Origin of the sequence: Mesorhizobium sp. M1078 (assembly GCF_040318615.1) — a bacterium.
Lineage (GTDB): Bacteria > Pseudomonadota > Alphaproteobacteria > Rhizobiales > Rhizobiaceae > Mesorhizobium.
On record NZ_JAMYMP010000004.1, the window covers coordinates 252,492 to 267,121 of the forward strand.

General features: G+C 60.5%; 17 protein-coding genes and 2 tRNA genes. 11 read left to right on the plus strand and 8 right to left on the minus strand.

What is annotated here, in order from left to right; genetic code table 11:
* The first annotated feature begins 34 nt into the window (after positions 1-34).
* From NKH38_RS08925 to derI, 6 genes are all read left to right on the plus strand, one after another.
* Positions 35-976: a D-ribose ABC transporter substrate-binding protein gene (locus tag NKH38_RS08925; RefSeq protein ID WP_081726801.1), complete on the plus strand. Its 942-nt coding sequence runs from the start codon at positions 35-37 to the stop codon at positions 974-976.
* A 109-nt stretch (positions 977-1,085) separates the two neighbouring features.
* On the plus strand, positions 1,086-2,645 hold the full coding sequence (locus NKH38_RS08930; protein WP_352462756.1) for an FGGY-family carbohydrate kinase: 1,560 nt from the start codon (positions 1,086-1,088) through the stop codon (positions 2,643-2,645).
* Positions 2,642-4,159: a glycerol-3-phosphate dehydrogenase gene (locus NKH38_RS08935; protein WP_352763550.1), complete on the plus strand. Its 1,518-nt coding sequence runs from the start codon at positions 2,642-2,644 to the stop codon at positions 4,157-4,159. The genes NKH38_RS08930 and NKH38_RS08935 overlap by 4 nt, the downstream gene beginning before the upstream one ends.
* Positions 4,159-5,097: a sugar phosphate isomerase/epimerase family protein gene (locus tag NKH38_RS08940; protein WP_023815452.1), complete on the plus strand. Its 939-nt coding sequence runs from the start codon at positions 4,159-4,161 to the stop codon at positions 5,095-5,097. The genes NKH38_RS08935 and NKH38_RS08940 overlap by 1 nt, the downstream gene beginning before the upstream one ends.
* A gap of 65 nt (positions 5,098-5,162) precedes the next feature.
* Complete coding sequence (locus NKH38_RS08945) at positions 5,163-5,930, plus strand: triose-phosphate isomerase (RefSeq protein WP_352763553.1); 768 nt, start codon at positions 5,163-5,165, stop codon at positions 5,928-5,930.
* Between the two features lie 26 nt (positions 5,931-5,956).
* Complete coding sequence (derI, locus tag NKH38_RS08950; protein WP_352763556.1) at positions 5,957-6,394, plus strand: D-erythrulose-4-phosphate isomerase; 438 nt, start codon at positions 5,957-5,959, stop codon at positions 6,392-6,394.
* 15 nt (positions 6,395-6,409) lie between these two features.
* Here derI and dhaL read toward each other — a convergent pair whose 3' ends face one another.
* The 3 genes from dhaL to NKH38_RS08965 all read right to left on the minus strand — a co-directional run bounded on the left by dhaL (position 6,410) and on the right by NKH38_RS08965 (position 8,367).
* The gene (dhaL, locus tag NKH38_RS08955; RefSeq protein ID WP_352763558.1) at positions 6,410-7,051 is read right to left on the minus strand and encodes a dihydroxyacetone kinase subunit DhaL; all 642 of its coding nucleotides are present in this window, start codon (positions 7,049-7,051) and stop codon (positions 6,410-6,412) included.
* A gap of 26 nt (positions 7,052-7,077) precedes the next feature.
* Positions 7,078-8,085, minus strand: coding sequence for a dihydroxyacetone kinase subunit DhaK (locus NKH38_RS08960; RefSeq protein ID WP_023667709.1), 1,008 nt, complete (start codon positions 8,083-8,085; stop codon positions 7,078-7,080).
* A 207-nt stretch (positions 8,086-8,292) separates the two neighbouring features.
* Positions 8,293-8,367: transfer RNA gene (locus NKH38_RS08965), tRNA-Asn, on the minus strand.
* A gap of 231 nt (positions 8,368-8,598) precedes the next feature.
* Between NKH38_RS08965 and NKH38_RS08970 the strand changes: the two genes are divergently transcribed.
* The 3 genes from NKH38_RS08970 to NKH38_RS08980 all read left to right on the plus strand — a co-directional run bounded on the left by NKH38_RS08970 (position 8,599) and on the right by NKH38_RS08980 (position 9,769).
* Positions 8,599-8,859: a PGPGW domain-containing protein gene (locus NKH38_RS08970; RefSeq protein ID WP_027050334.1), complete on the plus strand. Its 261-nt coding sequence runs from the start codon at positions 8,599-8,601 to the stop codon at positions 8,857-8,859.
* 335 nt (positions 8,860-9,194) lie between these two features.
* Positions 9,195-9,268 (plus strand) — tRNA-Cys (locus NKH38_RS08975).
* A gap of 285 nt (positions 9,269-9,553) precedes the next feature.
* Positions 9,554-9,769, plus strand: coding sequence for a DUF1127 domain-containing protein (locus NKH38_RS08980; RefSeq protein WP_023730756.1), 216 nt, complete (start codon positions 9,554-9,556; stop codon positions 9,767-9,769).
* Between the two features lie 165 nt (positions 9,770-9,934).
* Here NKH38_RS08980 and NKH38_RS08985 read toward each other — a convergent pair whose 3' ends face one another.
* The 3 genes from NKH38_RS08985 to NKH38_RS08995 form a co-directional block, all read right to left on the minus strand.
* The gene (locus NKH38_RS08985; RefSeq protein WP_023730757.1) at positions 9,935-10,453 is read right to left on the minus strand and encodes an IS3 family transposase; all 519 of its coding nucleotides are present in this window, start codon (positions 10,451-10,453) and stop codon (positions 9,935-9,937) included.
* Between the two features lie 491 nt (positions 10,454-10,944).
* The gene (locus tag NKH38_RS08990) at positions 10,945-11,271 is read right to left on the minus strand and encodes a hypothetical protein (RefSeq protein WP_023730758.1); all 327 of its coding nucleotides are present in this window, start codon (positions 11,269-11,271) and stop codon (positions 10,945-10,947) included.
* A 60-nt stretch (positions 11,272-11,331) separates the two neighbouring features.
* A complete protein-coding gene (locus NKH38_RS08995; protein WP_023730759.1) occupies positions 11,332-11,652 on the minus strand; it encodes a hypothetical protein in 321 nt (106 codons plus the stop codon).
* 486 nt (positions 11,653-12,138) lie between these two features.
* On the opposite strand from NKH38_RS08995, the gene NKH38_RS09000 reads away from it, so the two are divergent.
* Together NKH38_RS09000 and NKH38_RS09005 are read left to right on the plus strand one after the other, a co-directional pair.
* Complete coding sequence (locus NKH38_RS09000; protein WP_023730760.1) at positions 12,139-12,429, plus strand: type II toxin-antitoxin system RelE/ParE family toxin; 291 nt, start codon at positions 12,139-12,141, stop codon at positions 12,427-12,429.
* Positions 12,430-12,439: 10 nt separating this feature from the next.
* Complete coding sequence (locus tag NKH38_RS09005; protein ID WP_023730761.1) at positions 12,440-12,754, plus strand: addiction module antidote protein; 315 nt, start codon at positions 12,440-12,442, stop codon at positions 12,752-12,754.
* Between the two features lie 71 nt (positions 12,755-12,825).
* On the opposite strand, the gene NKH38_RS09010 is transcribed toward NKH38_RS09005, so the two are convergent.
* Positions 12,826-12,987: a hypothetical protein gene (locus NKH38_RS09010; protein WP_023730762.1), complete on the minus strand. Its 162-nt coding sequence runs from the start codon at positions 12,985-12,987 to the stop codon at positions 12,826-12,828.
* Positions 12,984-13,136, minus strand: a complete 153-nt coding sequence (locus tag NKH38_RS09015; protein WP_156941405.1) for a hypothetical protein — start codon at positions 13,134-13,136, stop codon at positions 12,984-12,986. The genes NKH38_RS09010 and NKH38_RS09015 overlap by 4 nt, the downstream gene beginning before the upstream one ends.
* Between the last annotated feature and the right edge of the window lie 1,494 nt (positions 13,137-14,630).

The window sequence follows — 14,630 nt, forward strand, 5'->3', positions numbered from 1 at the left end:
AGCAAGACCGCGTAAAATCATTGGAGGAATGTACATGAAAATCGTGCTTAGAAGTTTGCTTGCCGCCGCGATGGTGGTCGGGTTTAGCGCAGCCGCATCGGCCGCGGGCCTGATCTCGATCATCGTCAACGATCCGGCCAACCCCTACTGGCTGACCGAAGGCAACGTTGCCAAGGCCGAAGCCGAAAAGCTTGGCTATACAGCCAACGTCGCCGCCCACAAGGGCGACACCAATACCGAAAGCAATCTGATCGACACCGCCATCACCAACAAGTCGGTGGCGATCATCCTCGACCCGGCCAATGCCGATGGTTCGGTCGGCGCGGTGAAGAAGGCGATTGCCGCCAACATCCCGGTTTTCCTCGTCAATGCCGAGATCAACCAGGAAGGCCTCGCCAAGGGACAGCTCGTCTCCAACAACGCGCAGGGTGCGGCTCTCGGTGCCCAGCAGTGGGTGCAGGCGGTCGGTGAAAAGGGCAAGTATGTCGAACTGCTCGGCGCCCCGTCGGACAACAACGCCGCCACGCGCTCGAACGGCTACGCGACCGTGCTGAGCCAGTATCCGGATCTCGAAAAGGCCGCTTCGCAGGTCGCCAATTGGGATCGCACCCAGGGACACGACAAGATGCAGAGCATGCTGCAGGCCAATCCCGACATCATCGCCGTGATCAGCGGCAACGACGAAATGGCGCTTGGCGCAGTTGCGGCGCTGAAGGAAGCTGGCAAGCTCGCCGGCATCAAGGTCGGCGGCTTTGACGGTTCCCCGGATGCGGTTGCGGCCATCAAGTCCGGCGAACTGCAGTACACCGTGCTTCAGCCGGTGGCCATCTTCTCGGCCAAGGCCGTGCAGCAGGCCGACTCGTTCATCAAGACGGGCGCTACTGGCGCCACCAGCGAGAAGCAGCTGTTCGATTGCCTGCTCATCACCAAGGACAATGTGGACAAGTACACCGCACCCTTCGTGCTGTCGGAATAAAACGTGCTCAGGGGGTGTCCTTTGCGGACACTCCCTGGCTCTTCCACGGCTCCAGACAATAAAGACTGCTCCTTGTGAATTGCCTTCATAATCATCCGGAACGTGCGGCATGAAAGACCTGCTGATCGGGATCGACGCGGGAACGTCCGTGATCAAATCGGTCGCTTTCGATCTCTCGGGGCGGCAGCTTACCATGGCGTCGGTGACCAACAGCTTCGTCACGCTGGAAGGCGGCGGCGCCGAGCAGGACCTTGATCAGACCTGGCGCGACATGGTGCTGACCGTTCTCGATCTGGCGACGAAAATTCCAGACCTCGCGCGGCGAACCGCGGCCGTCGCGGTCACCGGGCAGGGCGACGGCACCTGGCTGATCGATGGCGACGGCATGCCGGTCGGGCGCGCCTGGCTCTGGCTCGATGCGCGCGCCGGACATCTGGTGGACGAGATGCGCGGCGATCCCCGGGATCGCACGCGGTTCGCGATCACCGGCACCGGGCTCAACGCCTGCCAGCAGGGCGCTCAGCTCAGCTGGCTGAAGAAAAACAGCCCGGAAATCCTGGAGCGCGCCGCCAATGCCTTTCACTGCAAGGATTGGCTCTATTTCAAGATGACCGGCGAGCGCGCCACCGATCCTTCGGAGGGAACATTCACCTTCGGCGATTTCCGCTCGCGCAGCTATTCCGACGAGGTGCTCGACATTCTCGATCTGACGTCGCACCGCCGGCTGCTGCCGCCAATGCTCGAAGGCACGACCGACCATCATCCGCTTTCTGCGTCGGCAGCAAATGAGACCGGCCTGCTTGAGGGCACGCCGGTGGTGCTGGGCTATGTCGACATGGTCAGCACCGCGCTTGGCGCCGGCCTCTATGATCCAAGCGGCAATGTCGGCTGCACGGTCATCGGCTCGACCGGCATCCACACACGCCTGGCGCGCACTGCCGACGACGTCGTTCTCAACGACGATGCATCAGGCTACACGATCGCCATGCCGGTTCCTGGCGCGTATGCGCAACTGCAATCCAACATGGCGGCGACGCTCAACATCGACTGGCTGCTTGGCCTGGCGCGCGACGTGCTGACCGCCAGCGGCGCAAAACCTTCGCGCGACGAGCTGCTGAAAGCGCTCGATGTCTGGGTCGAGGGATCGGAGCCGGGATCGCTGGTCTATCAGCCCTATATCTCGCTTGCCGGCGAACGCGGACCGTTCGTTGACCCCGACGCACGCGCGGGCTTCATCGGCCTCTCGGTCAAGCACGGTTTTGGCGATCTGGCGCGCGCAGTTCTCGAAGGATTGGCCTTCGCGGCCCGCGATTGCTACCAGGCCATGGGCAGCGTGCCCGGCGAAATCCGCCTGTCTGGCGGCGCCGCGCGCAGCCCATCGCTGCGCCGTATCATCGCTGCGGCGACCCGCGCGCAAGTCAGGACCAGCAGCCGCCAGGAAGCCGGCGCCGCGGGTGCGGCGATGATGGCCGCGGTCAGGCTTGGCGTCTATCGCTCGATGGATGTTTGCTGCGCCGAGTGGGTGACGCCGCTGCTGGGCGAATGCGACGCCTATGACGAGGCGCTTTCGCAAACCTACGATGCGCTGTTTCCGTCCTTTGTCGCGGCGCGTCAGGCGCTGCATCCGGTGTGGAAATCGATGGCGCACCGCACAGGAGCTAAGTCTTGAGCGATACAACGGATATTGTCGATCTCTTCGTGATCGGCGGTGGCGTCAACGGCGCCGGTATAGCGCGCGATGCCGCGGGTCGCGGGCTGTCGGTCATCCTGTGCGAGAAGGACGATCTGGCGCAAGGCACCAGCTCGCGTTCCGGCAAGCTGGTGCATGGGGGCCTGCGCTATCTCGAGTACTACGAGTTCCGGCTGGTGCGCGAGGCGCTGATCGAGCGCGAGGTGCTGCTTGAGGCGGCGCCGCACATCATCTGGCCGATGCGCTTCGTGCTGCCGCACAGCCCCGAAGACAGGCCGGCATGGCTGGTCCGGCTCGGGCTGTTTCTCTACGACCATCTTGGCGGCCGCAAGCGCCTGCCGGGAACGAGGACGCTGAATTTGAGAACCGCGCCGGAAGGAGCGCCGATCAAGGATGAATTCAAACGAGGCTTCGAATATTCGGACTGCTGGGTCGATGATGCACGGCTGGTGTTGCTCAATGCGCTCGACGCCAGTCAGCGTGGCGCAAAAGTCTTCACGCGCACGGCCTGTATTGCCGCCAGGCGCGAAGGCGGCCTGTGGTCGATCGACATGCAGGATGGCCGCACGGGTGCTGTGACGAGGGCCCGCGCACGCGGGTTGGTCAACGCGGCCGGGCCATGGGTGAATGACATCGTCAGCCGCGTCGCTGGACAGAATTCCACCCGCAACGTTCGCTTGGTGAAAGGAAGCCATATCGTCGTGCCGAAATTCTGGGAGGGACGGCAGGCCTATCTCATCCAGAACAACGACAAGCGGGTGATCTTCGTCAACCCGTATGAGAACGATCTGGCGCTGATCGGCACCACCGACATTCCTTATGAAGGTCGGCCCGAAGAAGTGGCGGCCGAAGCCAGCGAAATCGATTATCTGATCAAGGTGGTCAACCGCTACTTCAAGCGCCAACTCACCGCGCAGGACGTGGTCTACAGTTTCTCGGGCGTGCGGCCGCTCTATGACGACAATGCCGACAACCCGAGCGCGGTGACGCGCGACTACATCTTCGAACTCGACGCTCCGAACGGTGGCGCGCCGCTGCTTTCTGTGTTCGGCGGCAAGATCACCACCTTCCGCAAACTGTCTGAACATGCGCTGGAAAAGATCCAGCCCTTCTTTCCGACCATGAAGAAGGCCTGGACAGCCAAAATTCCCCTGCCGGGAGGCGACCTGCCCAACGCGGATTTCGAGCAGTTCCTGGGCGATCTGCACGCCGAGTTTTCGTGGCTTAGCCCGTCGCTGGTGAAGCACTATGCCCGCAGCTACGGCACGCGCACGCGCGCCTTGCTGAAAGGCGTAAAAGGCGAAGCCGATCTCGGCCGTCGTTTCGGCCCGGATTTCTATGAGCTCGAAGCTGTCTTCCTGTTCGAGACCGAATGGGCGATGACCGCCGCCGACGTTCTCGAGCGCCGGACCAAACACGGGCTGCATATCAATGCGGAAGAGCGGAAAACATTCGAAGACTGGTGCACAAAGACAATGGCGGCGGTGAACTGATGGCCTTCACGCTTTCGCTGAACACCAACCCGCTGGTCAATCGCTTCGCCGATCCCGACGATCTGATCGACGCCATTGCCTATGGCATCGGCATCCGCGACGTGCAGCTGACGCATGAATTCGTCAATCCGGGCTGGCCGGCGGCAACGATTGCCAAGTTCCTGCGCCGGTTCAAGAGCGCCCTGGCGCGGACCGGCGTGCGGATCACTTCGGGTATGACCGGTCCCTATGGTCGGCTCAATCATTTCGGCCATCCGGATGCCGATGTGCGCCGCTATTATGTCGACTGGTTCAAGACCTTTGCCGACATTTCCGCGGCGCTTGGCGCGTCGGGCATGGGCACGCAGTTTGCCATATTCACCTACAAGGATTTTGACGATCCAACCCGGCGCGCGGCGCTTCTCGACATCGCGCTCGAATGCTGGCGCGAAGTGGCCGAGCACGCCAAGGCGGCGGGCCTGACCTACCTTTTCTGGGAACCGATGTCGGTCGGCCGCGAGTTTGGCCACACGATCGAAAGCTGCGTCGAATTGCAGGGCGCCATCGATGCGGCCAAGCTGCCGATCCCGATGCAGATGATGGTCGACATCGACCATGGCGACGTGACCTCGCCCAATCCTGACGACACTGATCCCTATGCCTGGGCGAAAGCGTTCCCGTTGCAATCGCCGATCATCCACATCAAGCAATCGTCGATGAACAAGGGCGGGCACTGGCCGTTCACCGCCGCCTACAACAAGGATGGCCGGATCATCCCGCAGAAGCTGCTCGATGCCGTGCGGGCGGGTGGCGGAACCGACAATGAGATCTGCCTTGAACTTTCCTTCCGGGAGAGGGAACCGGTCGATCATCAGGTTATTGCCATGATCCGCGAGTCGGTGGATTTCTGGGCGCCTTATATCGACAGCGGCCGCAACGATCTCAAGCCTCGCGCCTGACGCAAAACGCCGGCGCACAAGTCGGGAAATACGCATCATCCGAATTCGGATCGAAGGAGAAAAGAATGACCCCATATTGGGTCGGCACCAGCTGGAAGATGAACAAGACGCTGGCGGAGGCGCTGCAGTTCGCCGAGGCATTGGCTGCCTTCGTGCCCGGCTTCGATCCGGCGATACAGCCTTTCGTCATTCCGCCCTTCACCGCGGTGCGGCAGGTCAAGGCGGCGCTCGCCAAAACCCGCGTCAAGGTTGGCGCCCAGAACATGCATTGGGCCGATGCCGGTGCCTGGACGGGCGAGATTTCGCCGGTGATGCTGAGGGATTGTGGGCTCGACCTGATCGAACTCGGCCATAGCGAGCGCCGTGAGCATTTTGGCGAGACGGACAAGATCGTGGGACTGAAAACCGCAGCGGCAGTCAAGCACGGCTTCGTACCCTTGATTTGTGTCGGCGAGACGCTGGCCGAGCGCGAGGGCGGCCGCGCCGACGAAATCCTGACCGCGCAGGTTTTGGGCGCGCTGCAGGGTCTCGCAAACAATGAGTTGTCGGCGGAAATTCTGTTTGCCTATGAACCGGTGTGGGCGATCGGCGAAAACGGCATCCCGGCCAGCGCCGACTATGCCGACAAGCAGCACGCGCTGATCAAACAGGTGGCCGCAAGCCGGTTGCCGACCGCCCCGCTTGTGCTCTACGGCGGCAGCGTAAATCCCGGTAACGCGGCCGAACTGATCGGCCAGCCGCATATCGATGGGCTGTTCATCGGCCGCTCGGCATGGCAAGCGGAAGGCTATATCGACATTCTCAAAAAGGCGTCGGCCGCCATCGCGCGCTGACCACGAAAACGAAGGAGTTCATTGCCATGAAGATCGCACTCGGAGCCGACAGCGCCGGCAAGCCGCTGCTCGATGTCATCGCCAAGCATCTCGCCACCAAGCCAGAACTGCAGGTCGTCGATCTCAGCCAGGCCGGATTCTACGCCGATATCGCCGCCGCGGTCGGTCACGAAATTGTCGACGGCAATTTCGATCGCGCCATCCTGTTTTGCGGCACCGGCATCGGCGTCAGCATCTCGGCCAACAAGGTGCCCGGAATCCGTGCCGCGCTAACCCACGACACCTATTCGGCGGAACGCGCTGCGAAATCCAACAACGCCCAGATCATCACCATGGGCGCCCGCGTCATCGGCCCCGAACTGGCAAAATCGATCGCCGATGCGTGGCTGGCCTCCGAATTCGATCCGAACGGTCCCTCTGCCGCCAATGTGCAGGCTGTCGACAAGCTCGACGCGAAGCGCTGAGGATTCGCTCCCGACCTAGCCGGTCAAGGCGATCCGCATCGCCTCGATGACGGTTACGGCGGACGCCGCGCCTGGATCCATATGGCCAAGCGAGCGTTCGCCGAGGCGGGAGGCCCGGCCCTTGGTGGCGATCATTGCCTTGGTCGCCTCCGCGCCGGCCTTTGCCGCCTCGGCTGCAGCCGCGAGGCTGCCGGCCAGCCCCTTGCCGGCGGCCAGTGCCTCGCCCGCAGCCGTCGCGGCCGGCGCCCACGCATCGATCATCGTCTTTTCGCCAGGCTCGGCCTTGCCGCGATCCTGAATGCCTCTGGCCATCGCTTGGAACATAGCGACCGCGTCGGCGTCGTCGAGCGTCGCCTTGCCCTTGACGGCGGCCGCGCCGCGCATGAATGCCGTGGCATAGAGCGGGCCCGAGGAGGCGCCGACGGCGTTGAGGAACGACTTCGCCGCCGTGTTCAGCAAGATGGTCGGATCGGTGGTGCCGGTATCCAATGCGGCCACCGCATCGCGTGCCGCGGCAAATCCAAGCTCCATCGCAATGCCGTGGTCGGCATCGCCGATCACCCCGTCAAGCGCGCACAACCGATCCCGGTCGGCTGACATAGCGTCGGCGATGGCCGCGAACATCGCGGCAAGGCGGGTGGTGTCGATTGTCGTCATCTCTTGTTCCTTGCCGTTCACCAAGTTTACCCGGCGCGAAACATGGCGCAGTCGCAAGGGTGGTCGAGCATCGTTTGCAACTCGTCGTCGAGGTGGTGCAGCGTAATCGAAGCGCCGGCCATTTCGAGCGAGGTGCAGTAATTGCCGACCCAGCTTGCGTGAATGGATACACCGATATCGTCAAGCCTCTGCTTCACGCGCCGGTTCATGATGTAGAGTTCCATCAGCGGCGTCGAACCCAGCGAATTGACCAGAACGGCGACCTTCTCGCCGCGTGCCGGCGCCATCTCGGCGAGAATCCTGTCCAGCATTTCGTCAGTGATCTCGTCGGCCGTTTTGAGTTTTCCTCGTGCGATGCCGGGTTCGCCATGGATGCCCATGCCGATCTCCATCTCGTCGGGTCCGATCTCGAAATTCGGCCGGCGGGTTTGCGGCAACGAACAGGGCGCCAATGCCACGCCCATGGTGAATGTGTGGTCGTTGGCCTTCCCGGCAATGCGTTCGCATTCGTCGAAGGACAGCATCCGGTCGCAGGCAGCGCCTGCCGCCTTGAAGATGAAGAAGTTGCCGGCGACACCGCGCCTCTTGTGCCTGTCGCCAACGGGCGCGGAAGCGACGTCGTCGGTGCTCAGAACCGTGCGCACCTCGATGTCGTCCATCGCGGCCATCTCGGCCGCCATGTCGAAATTCATGACGTCGCCGGCATAGTTGCCGTACATGAACAGCACACCGGCGCCGCCGCTCGCCGCCTTGGCGCATTCGAGGATCGGGTCGGGCGGCGGAGAGGCGAAGACATTGCCGATCGCCGCCGCGTCGGCCAGCCCCTTGCCGACGAAGCCGAGAAAACTCGGCTCGTGGCCCGAGCCGCCACCAATGACAAGGCCTACCTTGCCTTGGCGCGGTCCATCGCGGGCGATGATAGAGCGCGGGCTTCCGTCAACGGCTTTGAGATGGCGGGGATGCGCAGCCAGGATGCCTTCCAGCATCTCGTCGACGGCGCGATTGCCGTCATTGATGATCTTCTTGGTTTGCACCAACGTCCTCCCGATTTGGTATTTTCATAGATGATACCGGGCGTTATCAGGCTGCCTTCGGGCGAGGGCAGGGGCGCGATGCCCACCAAACTGCCTCGATCGGCTTCGTAGCTGTTACCAGCCGTTCTGGCAGAAGCTAAGCGGACCGAAGTGCGCGGACAATGGCGCTGTAGTGTACAAGATCGCACCACGGCTTAGAAAAGGCGGTGGCTCCCCGGGCCGGATTCGAACCAGCGACCAACCGGTTAACAGCCGGTTGCTCTACCACTGAGCTACCGGGGAATAGAGGCTCTCATGTGAGTGGCGCAGCCTATAGCAAACCCTTTTCGGCTTTGCAAAGAAGCATTTCGCATTTTTTAGCGCATTTTCACCCAATGGTTTCTGGCAATCGCCGGATGACACCACATATGAGCCGTCTTGGGCGCCGTCGGACCTTGGTCGGCGGAACCTGAAAGGCGATTGCAGCCTTTAGCGCATATGGCTTTATCGAAGGCAACCGGATCGACTTTCGACATGACTGCAGCAGACGAAAACCAGGCACCGGCGCGGAAAATCTCGGTGTTCGGGCGCGAGTTCACCATGCCGCGCTCGCGCGGGCTGAGGATCGCCATCGGTATCGTGCTGGTGTTTTTCGGCCTTCTCGGTTTCCTGCCGATTCTCGGCTTCTGGATGATTCCGCTCGGCCTTTTGGTGCTTTCCTACGAATTTGCCGCGGTGCGCCGCCTGCGGCGCCGGTTCGTCGTCTGGTGGGAACGGCGTCGCCGGCCAAATTGAAAGCGATGGCGCGCGGTCCCGGTTCAGTGGACGCTTCGCTTCCAGCCCCCCGCAGACCTTCCCCTCGAATATCTCCTTGAGAACGGCAGCCCCTGGTGTCAGCCGCGCGTTTACGGTGAAAGCCAGTTTGCACCCGCTGCGTAAAGCTGCGGGTTCGAGTTTCGCCGGTCGCGCAGCCATGCTTGAGGAGCGGCCAATATGCCGGTGCGCCAAGCGCTGAAATCGCTCGGGAACCACGTTGCGGCGGCTGATGAGGAAAGCGCGCCGGAATGCCGCGCGGACGCTTGACGACCTTTCGCTGCCACCATATTGAGTTCGCTCGCCGGGAGCGATGAGGCCTCGTGGCGGAGTGGTTACGCAGAGGACTGCAAATCCTTGCACCCCGGTTCGATTCCGGGCGAGGCCTCCAACTGGTTACATAGGAATAACAATGGTTTAGCGAAACAGGGCTCCTTCGGGGGCCCTTTTTCATGTCGCACCATGTTGCAAGTGGCTACCATTGATTACAAAGGGCTTTCTCTGACACGCGGCAATTCCGTGCGACATGAAACGCGACATGACACAAAAAACACACCGTCAGGCATCCGGGCACCTTTTGCCCGTTCCCGATTGATCTGTGAGGTTTGTCACAGACGCACCGACGTATCGGCGTAGGCCACGTTCAGTTTCCTGCAGCGGTAAAGGGAGTGCTCCGATGCTCATGAACCTTCCTATGCTTGTGAACCTTCCTCTTGTCGCAGTTGGTCCCCTTGCCGATTGGGTCCGTCATCGAGCCGAGCAGAAGGCGCTGTTGAAGGCAACGGACGAGTTGAGCGAGTCACCAGACGACATGCTCAGCGACATCGGGATTTCCCGTGACGACATCACGACGTTTGAGTTCCGCAGCCCGGTGTCGAGACGTAGGGGCTGAGCAATAAAAAGCCCGCCACTGTTGAACTGACCCCATAAAGTTGGACGGTTCATTGAGTTGGTAGGTTTAAGGGGTGGTTCCTGTATTGCACAGGGGCCAGCCCTTTCAGCGTGCTGCGCGCAAGCTTCGCCAGCTCGAGCAGCCCCTCAAGCGAATGCAACGGCCTTAACGCCTGGACGGCTTGCGCTTTTTGGGCGCGTGTCCCTGCGTTAAGGCCTCCAGTTTTTTTAGGTAGTCGTTCTCCATCCGCAGATGCTTCAGCTCAGCCAGCAGTTCTTCGCGGCTTTTGGCCTCGTCACTGGCTGCAGGCACTGCGGGGGACGGCGGCTTTGACATGGGTCGTCCTCTGGGACGTGGGCCGAGCGCCTCTATCCCGCCCGCATGATAGCGCTTCTCCCAGCCCGTCAGGCAACTGGCATTGCGGATATTGAACAATGCAGCCGTCTGCCGATACGACAGACCTTCCTCCCACATTCGCTCAAGCACCGACAGCCTGAACGCCGCGTCGTAACGACCGTACTTGGCAGATAGCCCGGCATCGCCATGCGCCTGGTACAACGCAACCCAGTTGCGAACAGTGGCCGCATCAACGCCATGCATCGACGCCGCACTCGCGCAGCTCTCATCCCCGCCTAAATAGCTATCGACAACCGAGCGCTTGAAACTCTCGCCGTGTCTGGACATTCAAAACGCCCGAAGGTTGTGTCCAACTTTCGGGGGTCAGTTCACTGTGAGGCAGCGGGTTCTCTTTCGGAAATGATGAAGTGCCTTTTACCGCCGGCCTTCATGGGGCGGGGTTGCGGATGTCTCTGGCCGGCCTTTCGAAGTCATTGAACCGAGAAACTCTTCTAGGCGTTCCAAGCGTACTCTCTTGCATCGCAGTGTGTTCGCGACGTCGTGCAGCCTAGATTGACCCTTACAACTGGCTGCGGCGATCAAGTCCATTTCGAGCCGATCGATATCGCTTCGCAGTTCGCGAGCCTCAGCTTCCCTTAAGCCCTTGATCCATCCAGCCCCGCGCATCGCAAACCCCATCCACCGACACTAGGTGGCACGATAGCAGCGAGTTTGCTAACGACCATGCCCTGGACCTTCTCGAATTTTATGCATTGCTAATATAAAAAGCCCGCCACCATGAGGCAGCGGGCTTGCGCGGCGGAAAACTTTCCGTGGCGTTAGAGCGACACCAGCACTTCCTGGGATTTCAGATCATCGCCCCACATGACGGTTTCGCCGTAAATGTCTGGACAAGGCTCTGCGTCGGCGCCTTCCTCGTCGTCGGCGTTGTCTAGCTCCAGATCATCGAGGCAGCCAAGCGACGGCTCGTCGTCTGCCGTTTCCTCCAGATCGCAATCTGCCTGCATGAGATCCAGTGCCGTTATCAGGCTCATGGCACGGTCCAGGAGGTCGTTGAGGCGTTTCTCGACAGACTGACGCCATACGCGCGGGTCGGCTCCCTGCGGCATGCCGTAGGGCTTCAGCATCCTGATGTGAGCGGTCATGACATGCGCTCCTGATCGAGGAAGGCCAGCGCCGACATCAGGATAGCTTCTGCTACCCGATCAATTAGCGAATGCTCCTGCAGAGCGTATCGCTTCTGCAACGCCCCGATTGCTCGTTGCCGGCGGCGTTGCGTGCCACAGCTTGTCATCTAGCGGCCCATAGGTTGCTGCTACATAGGCGTTCTCATTTTCCATAGTCAGGTGATGGCTCGGGATCGCTTCGAACTCTGCCAGCTTGGCATAATATTCGGCGATGGTGTCGGCGAGCGGGTCAGGAGCCTTTGCGCGCGGCGCCAGCGCTACAGCGCCCGCTATTGCCGGCAGAGAGGCCAGTCCGACGAGCAAGCCCCGCCGGTCGATGGTTGTTGCCTGTGATGTCATGTTGATGTCCCCAGGAAGAGCTGTTCAGGCCCGCATGGCGAGCAGCGCCATAGCCGGGGTTGAACACTTGCCTGGAAGACAAGCCGAACGCCTTTAAGGTTTCCCTCTGGACATAGCGTCCGCCCCCGGCTATAAAAGCCGAGTGGACGCCCGCCAAGGCGCTCCACATGCGTCTAGGAAGCCCTGCCAGGGCCTCCAAGTCTCGCTTTTTCGGTGAAGCCGCCCCGCCAAGGGTTGCGCCGCCGTATTCCAGGTCCGGGTGTTCAGCCCACGGACACACTTTGCTTATTCGCCGATTTCGTCAAGCACTCCCTTCGGGGAGCCGGCTTGTGCTCTAGCGAACTTAGCGCGATGCTCTTGCTTCGGCGACTCCCGTATCGCGAGATCCCCCCGGCTTCCTGCCTTAGCTTCGTGCTCCAGTTCCCACTGGCTCGCCTCTGGAACCATTTATCCCTTGTAAACTTGTAGTCCATAGGATACGTAAGCATGATCGAAGTCCGAGAGACCGACGACTACTCCGATTGGTTCAAATCACTCAAAGACATACAAGCTCGCGCTAGGATTCTCGCGCGGTTGTCGCGTGTTTCGCAAGGCACCTTGGGTGATGTCGCGCCTGTTGGAGAAGGGGTAAGCGAGTTTCGGATTCACTACGGCGCAGGCTATCGGGTCTATTTTATCTCTCGGGGTACGACTGTCATCATCCTGCTTGGTGGCGGCGACAAGAGTACGCAGAAAGAAGATATCGCAGCCGCAAAGGCATTAGCGAAGAAAGTGTAGGAGTGATCTCATGACCCTAAAGACGAAACGCTGGGACGCATCAGAGCACCTCGACAGCGAAGAAATGATCTTCGCTTACATCAACGCAGCATTCGAGGAATGTGATCCCGCAGTCGTTACAGCTGCTATCGGCGACATAGCGCGCGCTCGGGGAATGACAAACATCGCGAAATTGGCGGGAATGTCACGGGAAAGTCTGTACAAGGCTTTAAGCGCGGACGGAAATCCCGAATTCGCCACGATCATGAAAGTGCTGAAGGCGCTTCAGCTGCATCTAACTGTGGCTGCCGATCCAAAGAACAACGATAATTTGGCTGACGCCTAAGCTCTGGCGGGGGTTCGTTTACTGCCCCCGCCAATTCCTTCATTATTGGCGGGTTGTCCTGTACCGCCGCCTCAGTTCGGCCAACACGAACGTTTCCGATGCTGTAGGAACAGCCTCCGGTCATGCTGCTCTTCCAGCGGCTCCGGCTCTCGATCGGTGTCACCGTCCATGGCGTCCAGCATCGCAATCAGATGCTCGATCGTGGCTTCAATGCGGTCGCGGAAGGTGCTCAATGGACGCTCCCCCACTGAACGGAGAGCGTGCCGCCGAGTTCGTGGATGGCGCGCACGATGCAGTTATAATTTGCGGTCCCACGCTTTCCTCGCCAGCGTTTGTTCTTGAAATAGCGCTTGGCATTGGCGAACTCATCGAGGTCAGCCATCGAGATGTTCTGCCGCCAACACTCCTCGCGCAGTGTGTCCAACAGGCCGATGCCGGTCGTCTCGTAAGGCTTACGCGGTCTTGAAAGCTTTTGCTGCGAGCCACGGTCGAAAATAGCACGCGATCCATCTCAGGAAACGCTTCGTACAGCACCTTAGTGGTAGCCGTGCGATACAGCTTGCGGAACAGCGTGTCTCTCTTAGCTGTCCATGTGCTGCTCTTGGTGATTCCGATGCTCACGCACCGGCTCTTGATCGCGCAGCGGCTGCGGTGGGGAAGCGCTCTTGATATAGCGGCATAGTCGAGATAACCGTCCCGGCAAATGCCGTCTTCAGCGTCTGTCCACAGCTTGTAGCCTCTGCATGTCACACCCTGCTTTTGGATCCTTCTTCTGGTCTTGTCCCCGATCGCTTGATGGCGGGCGGCGTTCGCTAGGTACATCAGGCACTCTCCTCTTCATGTGTGTTTTGATCCCTGGAGGTTTGAACCCGACCGCGTCGAACGTTGCGCCGTCGACGCCATGTTTCGGCGCCGCTGCGAATTGTCATAGTGGGTGAACAAAACTGTGCCCGTGAATCCCGCTGTTATCCCCCGCCCATGAACATTATTCCGCTCTACATAGCCGCCATCGCCCTCCTGATGCTCGCTGGCGCGGTCTGACGCTACCGGCAGCGCGACATGTCTTAAGCGGGGGAGCGGCTAGCTGGTCGAGCGTCCAGCCTATTTTGGTAAATGCGCAAGAGTACGTCGCGAGCAGTCTCGGCGCGTTCTCGCGTGCAGCCCATAAGTATTTTTCCGCCCAAGGTTGCGGGCTCGTCGGCAACGTGATCCCATACCATCCAAGCGCCGGCCGGATCGAGAATGCAACTAAATCTATCTGGGCTTTCTTCCATCGACCCATCCCCAATGGGTGGGAGCGTTTCATTATTTTAGCAATCACGCAAGTAATGACCGGCGCGACACCACTATTTCGTTTGGTCAAAGTTAATTGGAGTGCAGAGGAAAGCCTAGCGTACCAGTTGAATGGAATTTTATTAAAATGCCCTTCAAATCAGTATTTGCGGAGTGAGAGGCTAATGCCTCTTCGGCGCACTGTGCCATGGTAGGCTGCTGTTGTTTGGTGCGTGGCGCAGCATCCCGTCCGCTTCACGGTGTTTGGCGGCGACATTTCAATTCCGCGGCAATTTGTGGATCTCCAATCTTACGGGTCCGCCCCGATCGCAGTAGGTGCAGAACAAGGCCCTCTCGACCGAACTGAAAAGCGCGCCCTTGCGTAACCGTCCAGGCGCTTGGTCGCCTGATGGTCGATGCTGGCACGGTCCAGATGGTGAAAAAATACCGCCGGCCGAAGGGAACGGAGCCGCTGCTGCAGAAGCCTGCCTAGATGTTTGCTCCCAGGCTTTGATGGTGCATACTTTTCGTCCGAATCAAAGGATGCGCTATGGGCCAGGTTCTTCATGGGAGCGCCACGACGACAGAGGCGATCCGTCGAGCG

Excerpts from the sequence above, each read along its gene's own strand:
- NKH38_RS08925 (WP_081726801.1), top strand. The coding sequence starts at position 35 with ATGAAAATCGTGCTTAGAAGTTTGCTTGCCGCCGCGATGGTGGTCGGG.
- NKH38_RS08930 (WP_352462756.1), top strand. The coding sequence starts at position 1,086 with ATGAAAGACCTGCTGATCGGGATCGACGCGGGAACGTCCGTGATCAAA.
- NKH38_RS08940 (WP_023815452.1), top strand. The coding sequence starts at position 4,159 with ATGGCCTTCACGCTTTCGCTGAACACCAACCCGCTGGTCAATCGCTTC.
- NKH38_RS08945 (WP_352763553.1), top strand. The coding sequence starts at position 5,163 with ATGACCCCATATTGGGTCGGCACCAGCTGGAAGATGAACAAGACGCTG.
- derI (WP_352763556.1), top strand. The coding sequence starts at position 5,957 with ATGAAGATCGCACTCGGAGCCGACAGCGCCGGCAAGCCGCTGCTCGAT.
- dhaL (WP_352763558.1), bottom strand. The coding sequence starts at position 7,051 with ATGACGACAATCGACACCACCCGCCTTGCCGCGATGTTCGCGGCCATC.
- NKH38_RS08970 (WP_027050334.1), top strand. The coding sequence starts at position 8,599 with ATGACTGCAGCAGACGAAAACCAGGCACCGGCGCGGAAAATCTCGGTG.
- NKH38_RS08980 (WP_023730756.1), top strand. The coding sequence starts at position 9,554 with ATGCTCATGAACCTTCCTATGCTTGTGAACCTTCCTCTTGTCGCAGTT.
- NKH38_RS08985 (WP_023730757.1), bottom strand. The coding sequence starts at position 10,453 with ATGTCCAGACACGGCGAGAGTTTCAAGCGCTCGGTTGTCGATAGCTAT.
- NKH38_RS08990 (WP_023730758.1), bottom strand. The coding sequence starts at position 11,271 with ATGACCGCTCACATCAGGATGCTGAAGCCCTACGGCATGCCGCAGGGA.
- NKH38_RS08995 (WP_023730759.1), bottom strand. The coding sequence starts at position 11,652 with ATGACATCACAGGCAACAACCATCGACCGGCGGGGCTTGCTCGTCGGA.
- NKH38_RS09000 (WP_023730760.1), top strand. The coding sequence starts at position 12,139 with ATGATCGAAGTCCGAGAGACCGACGACTACTCCGATTGGTTCAAATCA.
- NKH38_RS09005 (WP_023730761.1), top strand. The coding sequence starts at position 12,440 with ATGACCCTAAAGACGAAACGCTGGGACGCATCAGAGCACCTCGACAGC.
- NKH38_RS09015 (WP_156941405.1), bottom strand. The coding sequence starts at position 13,136 with ATGGCTGACCTCGATGAGTTCGCCAATGCCAAGCGCTATTTCAAGAAC.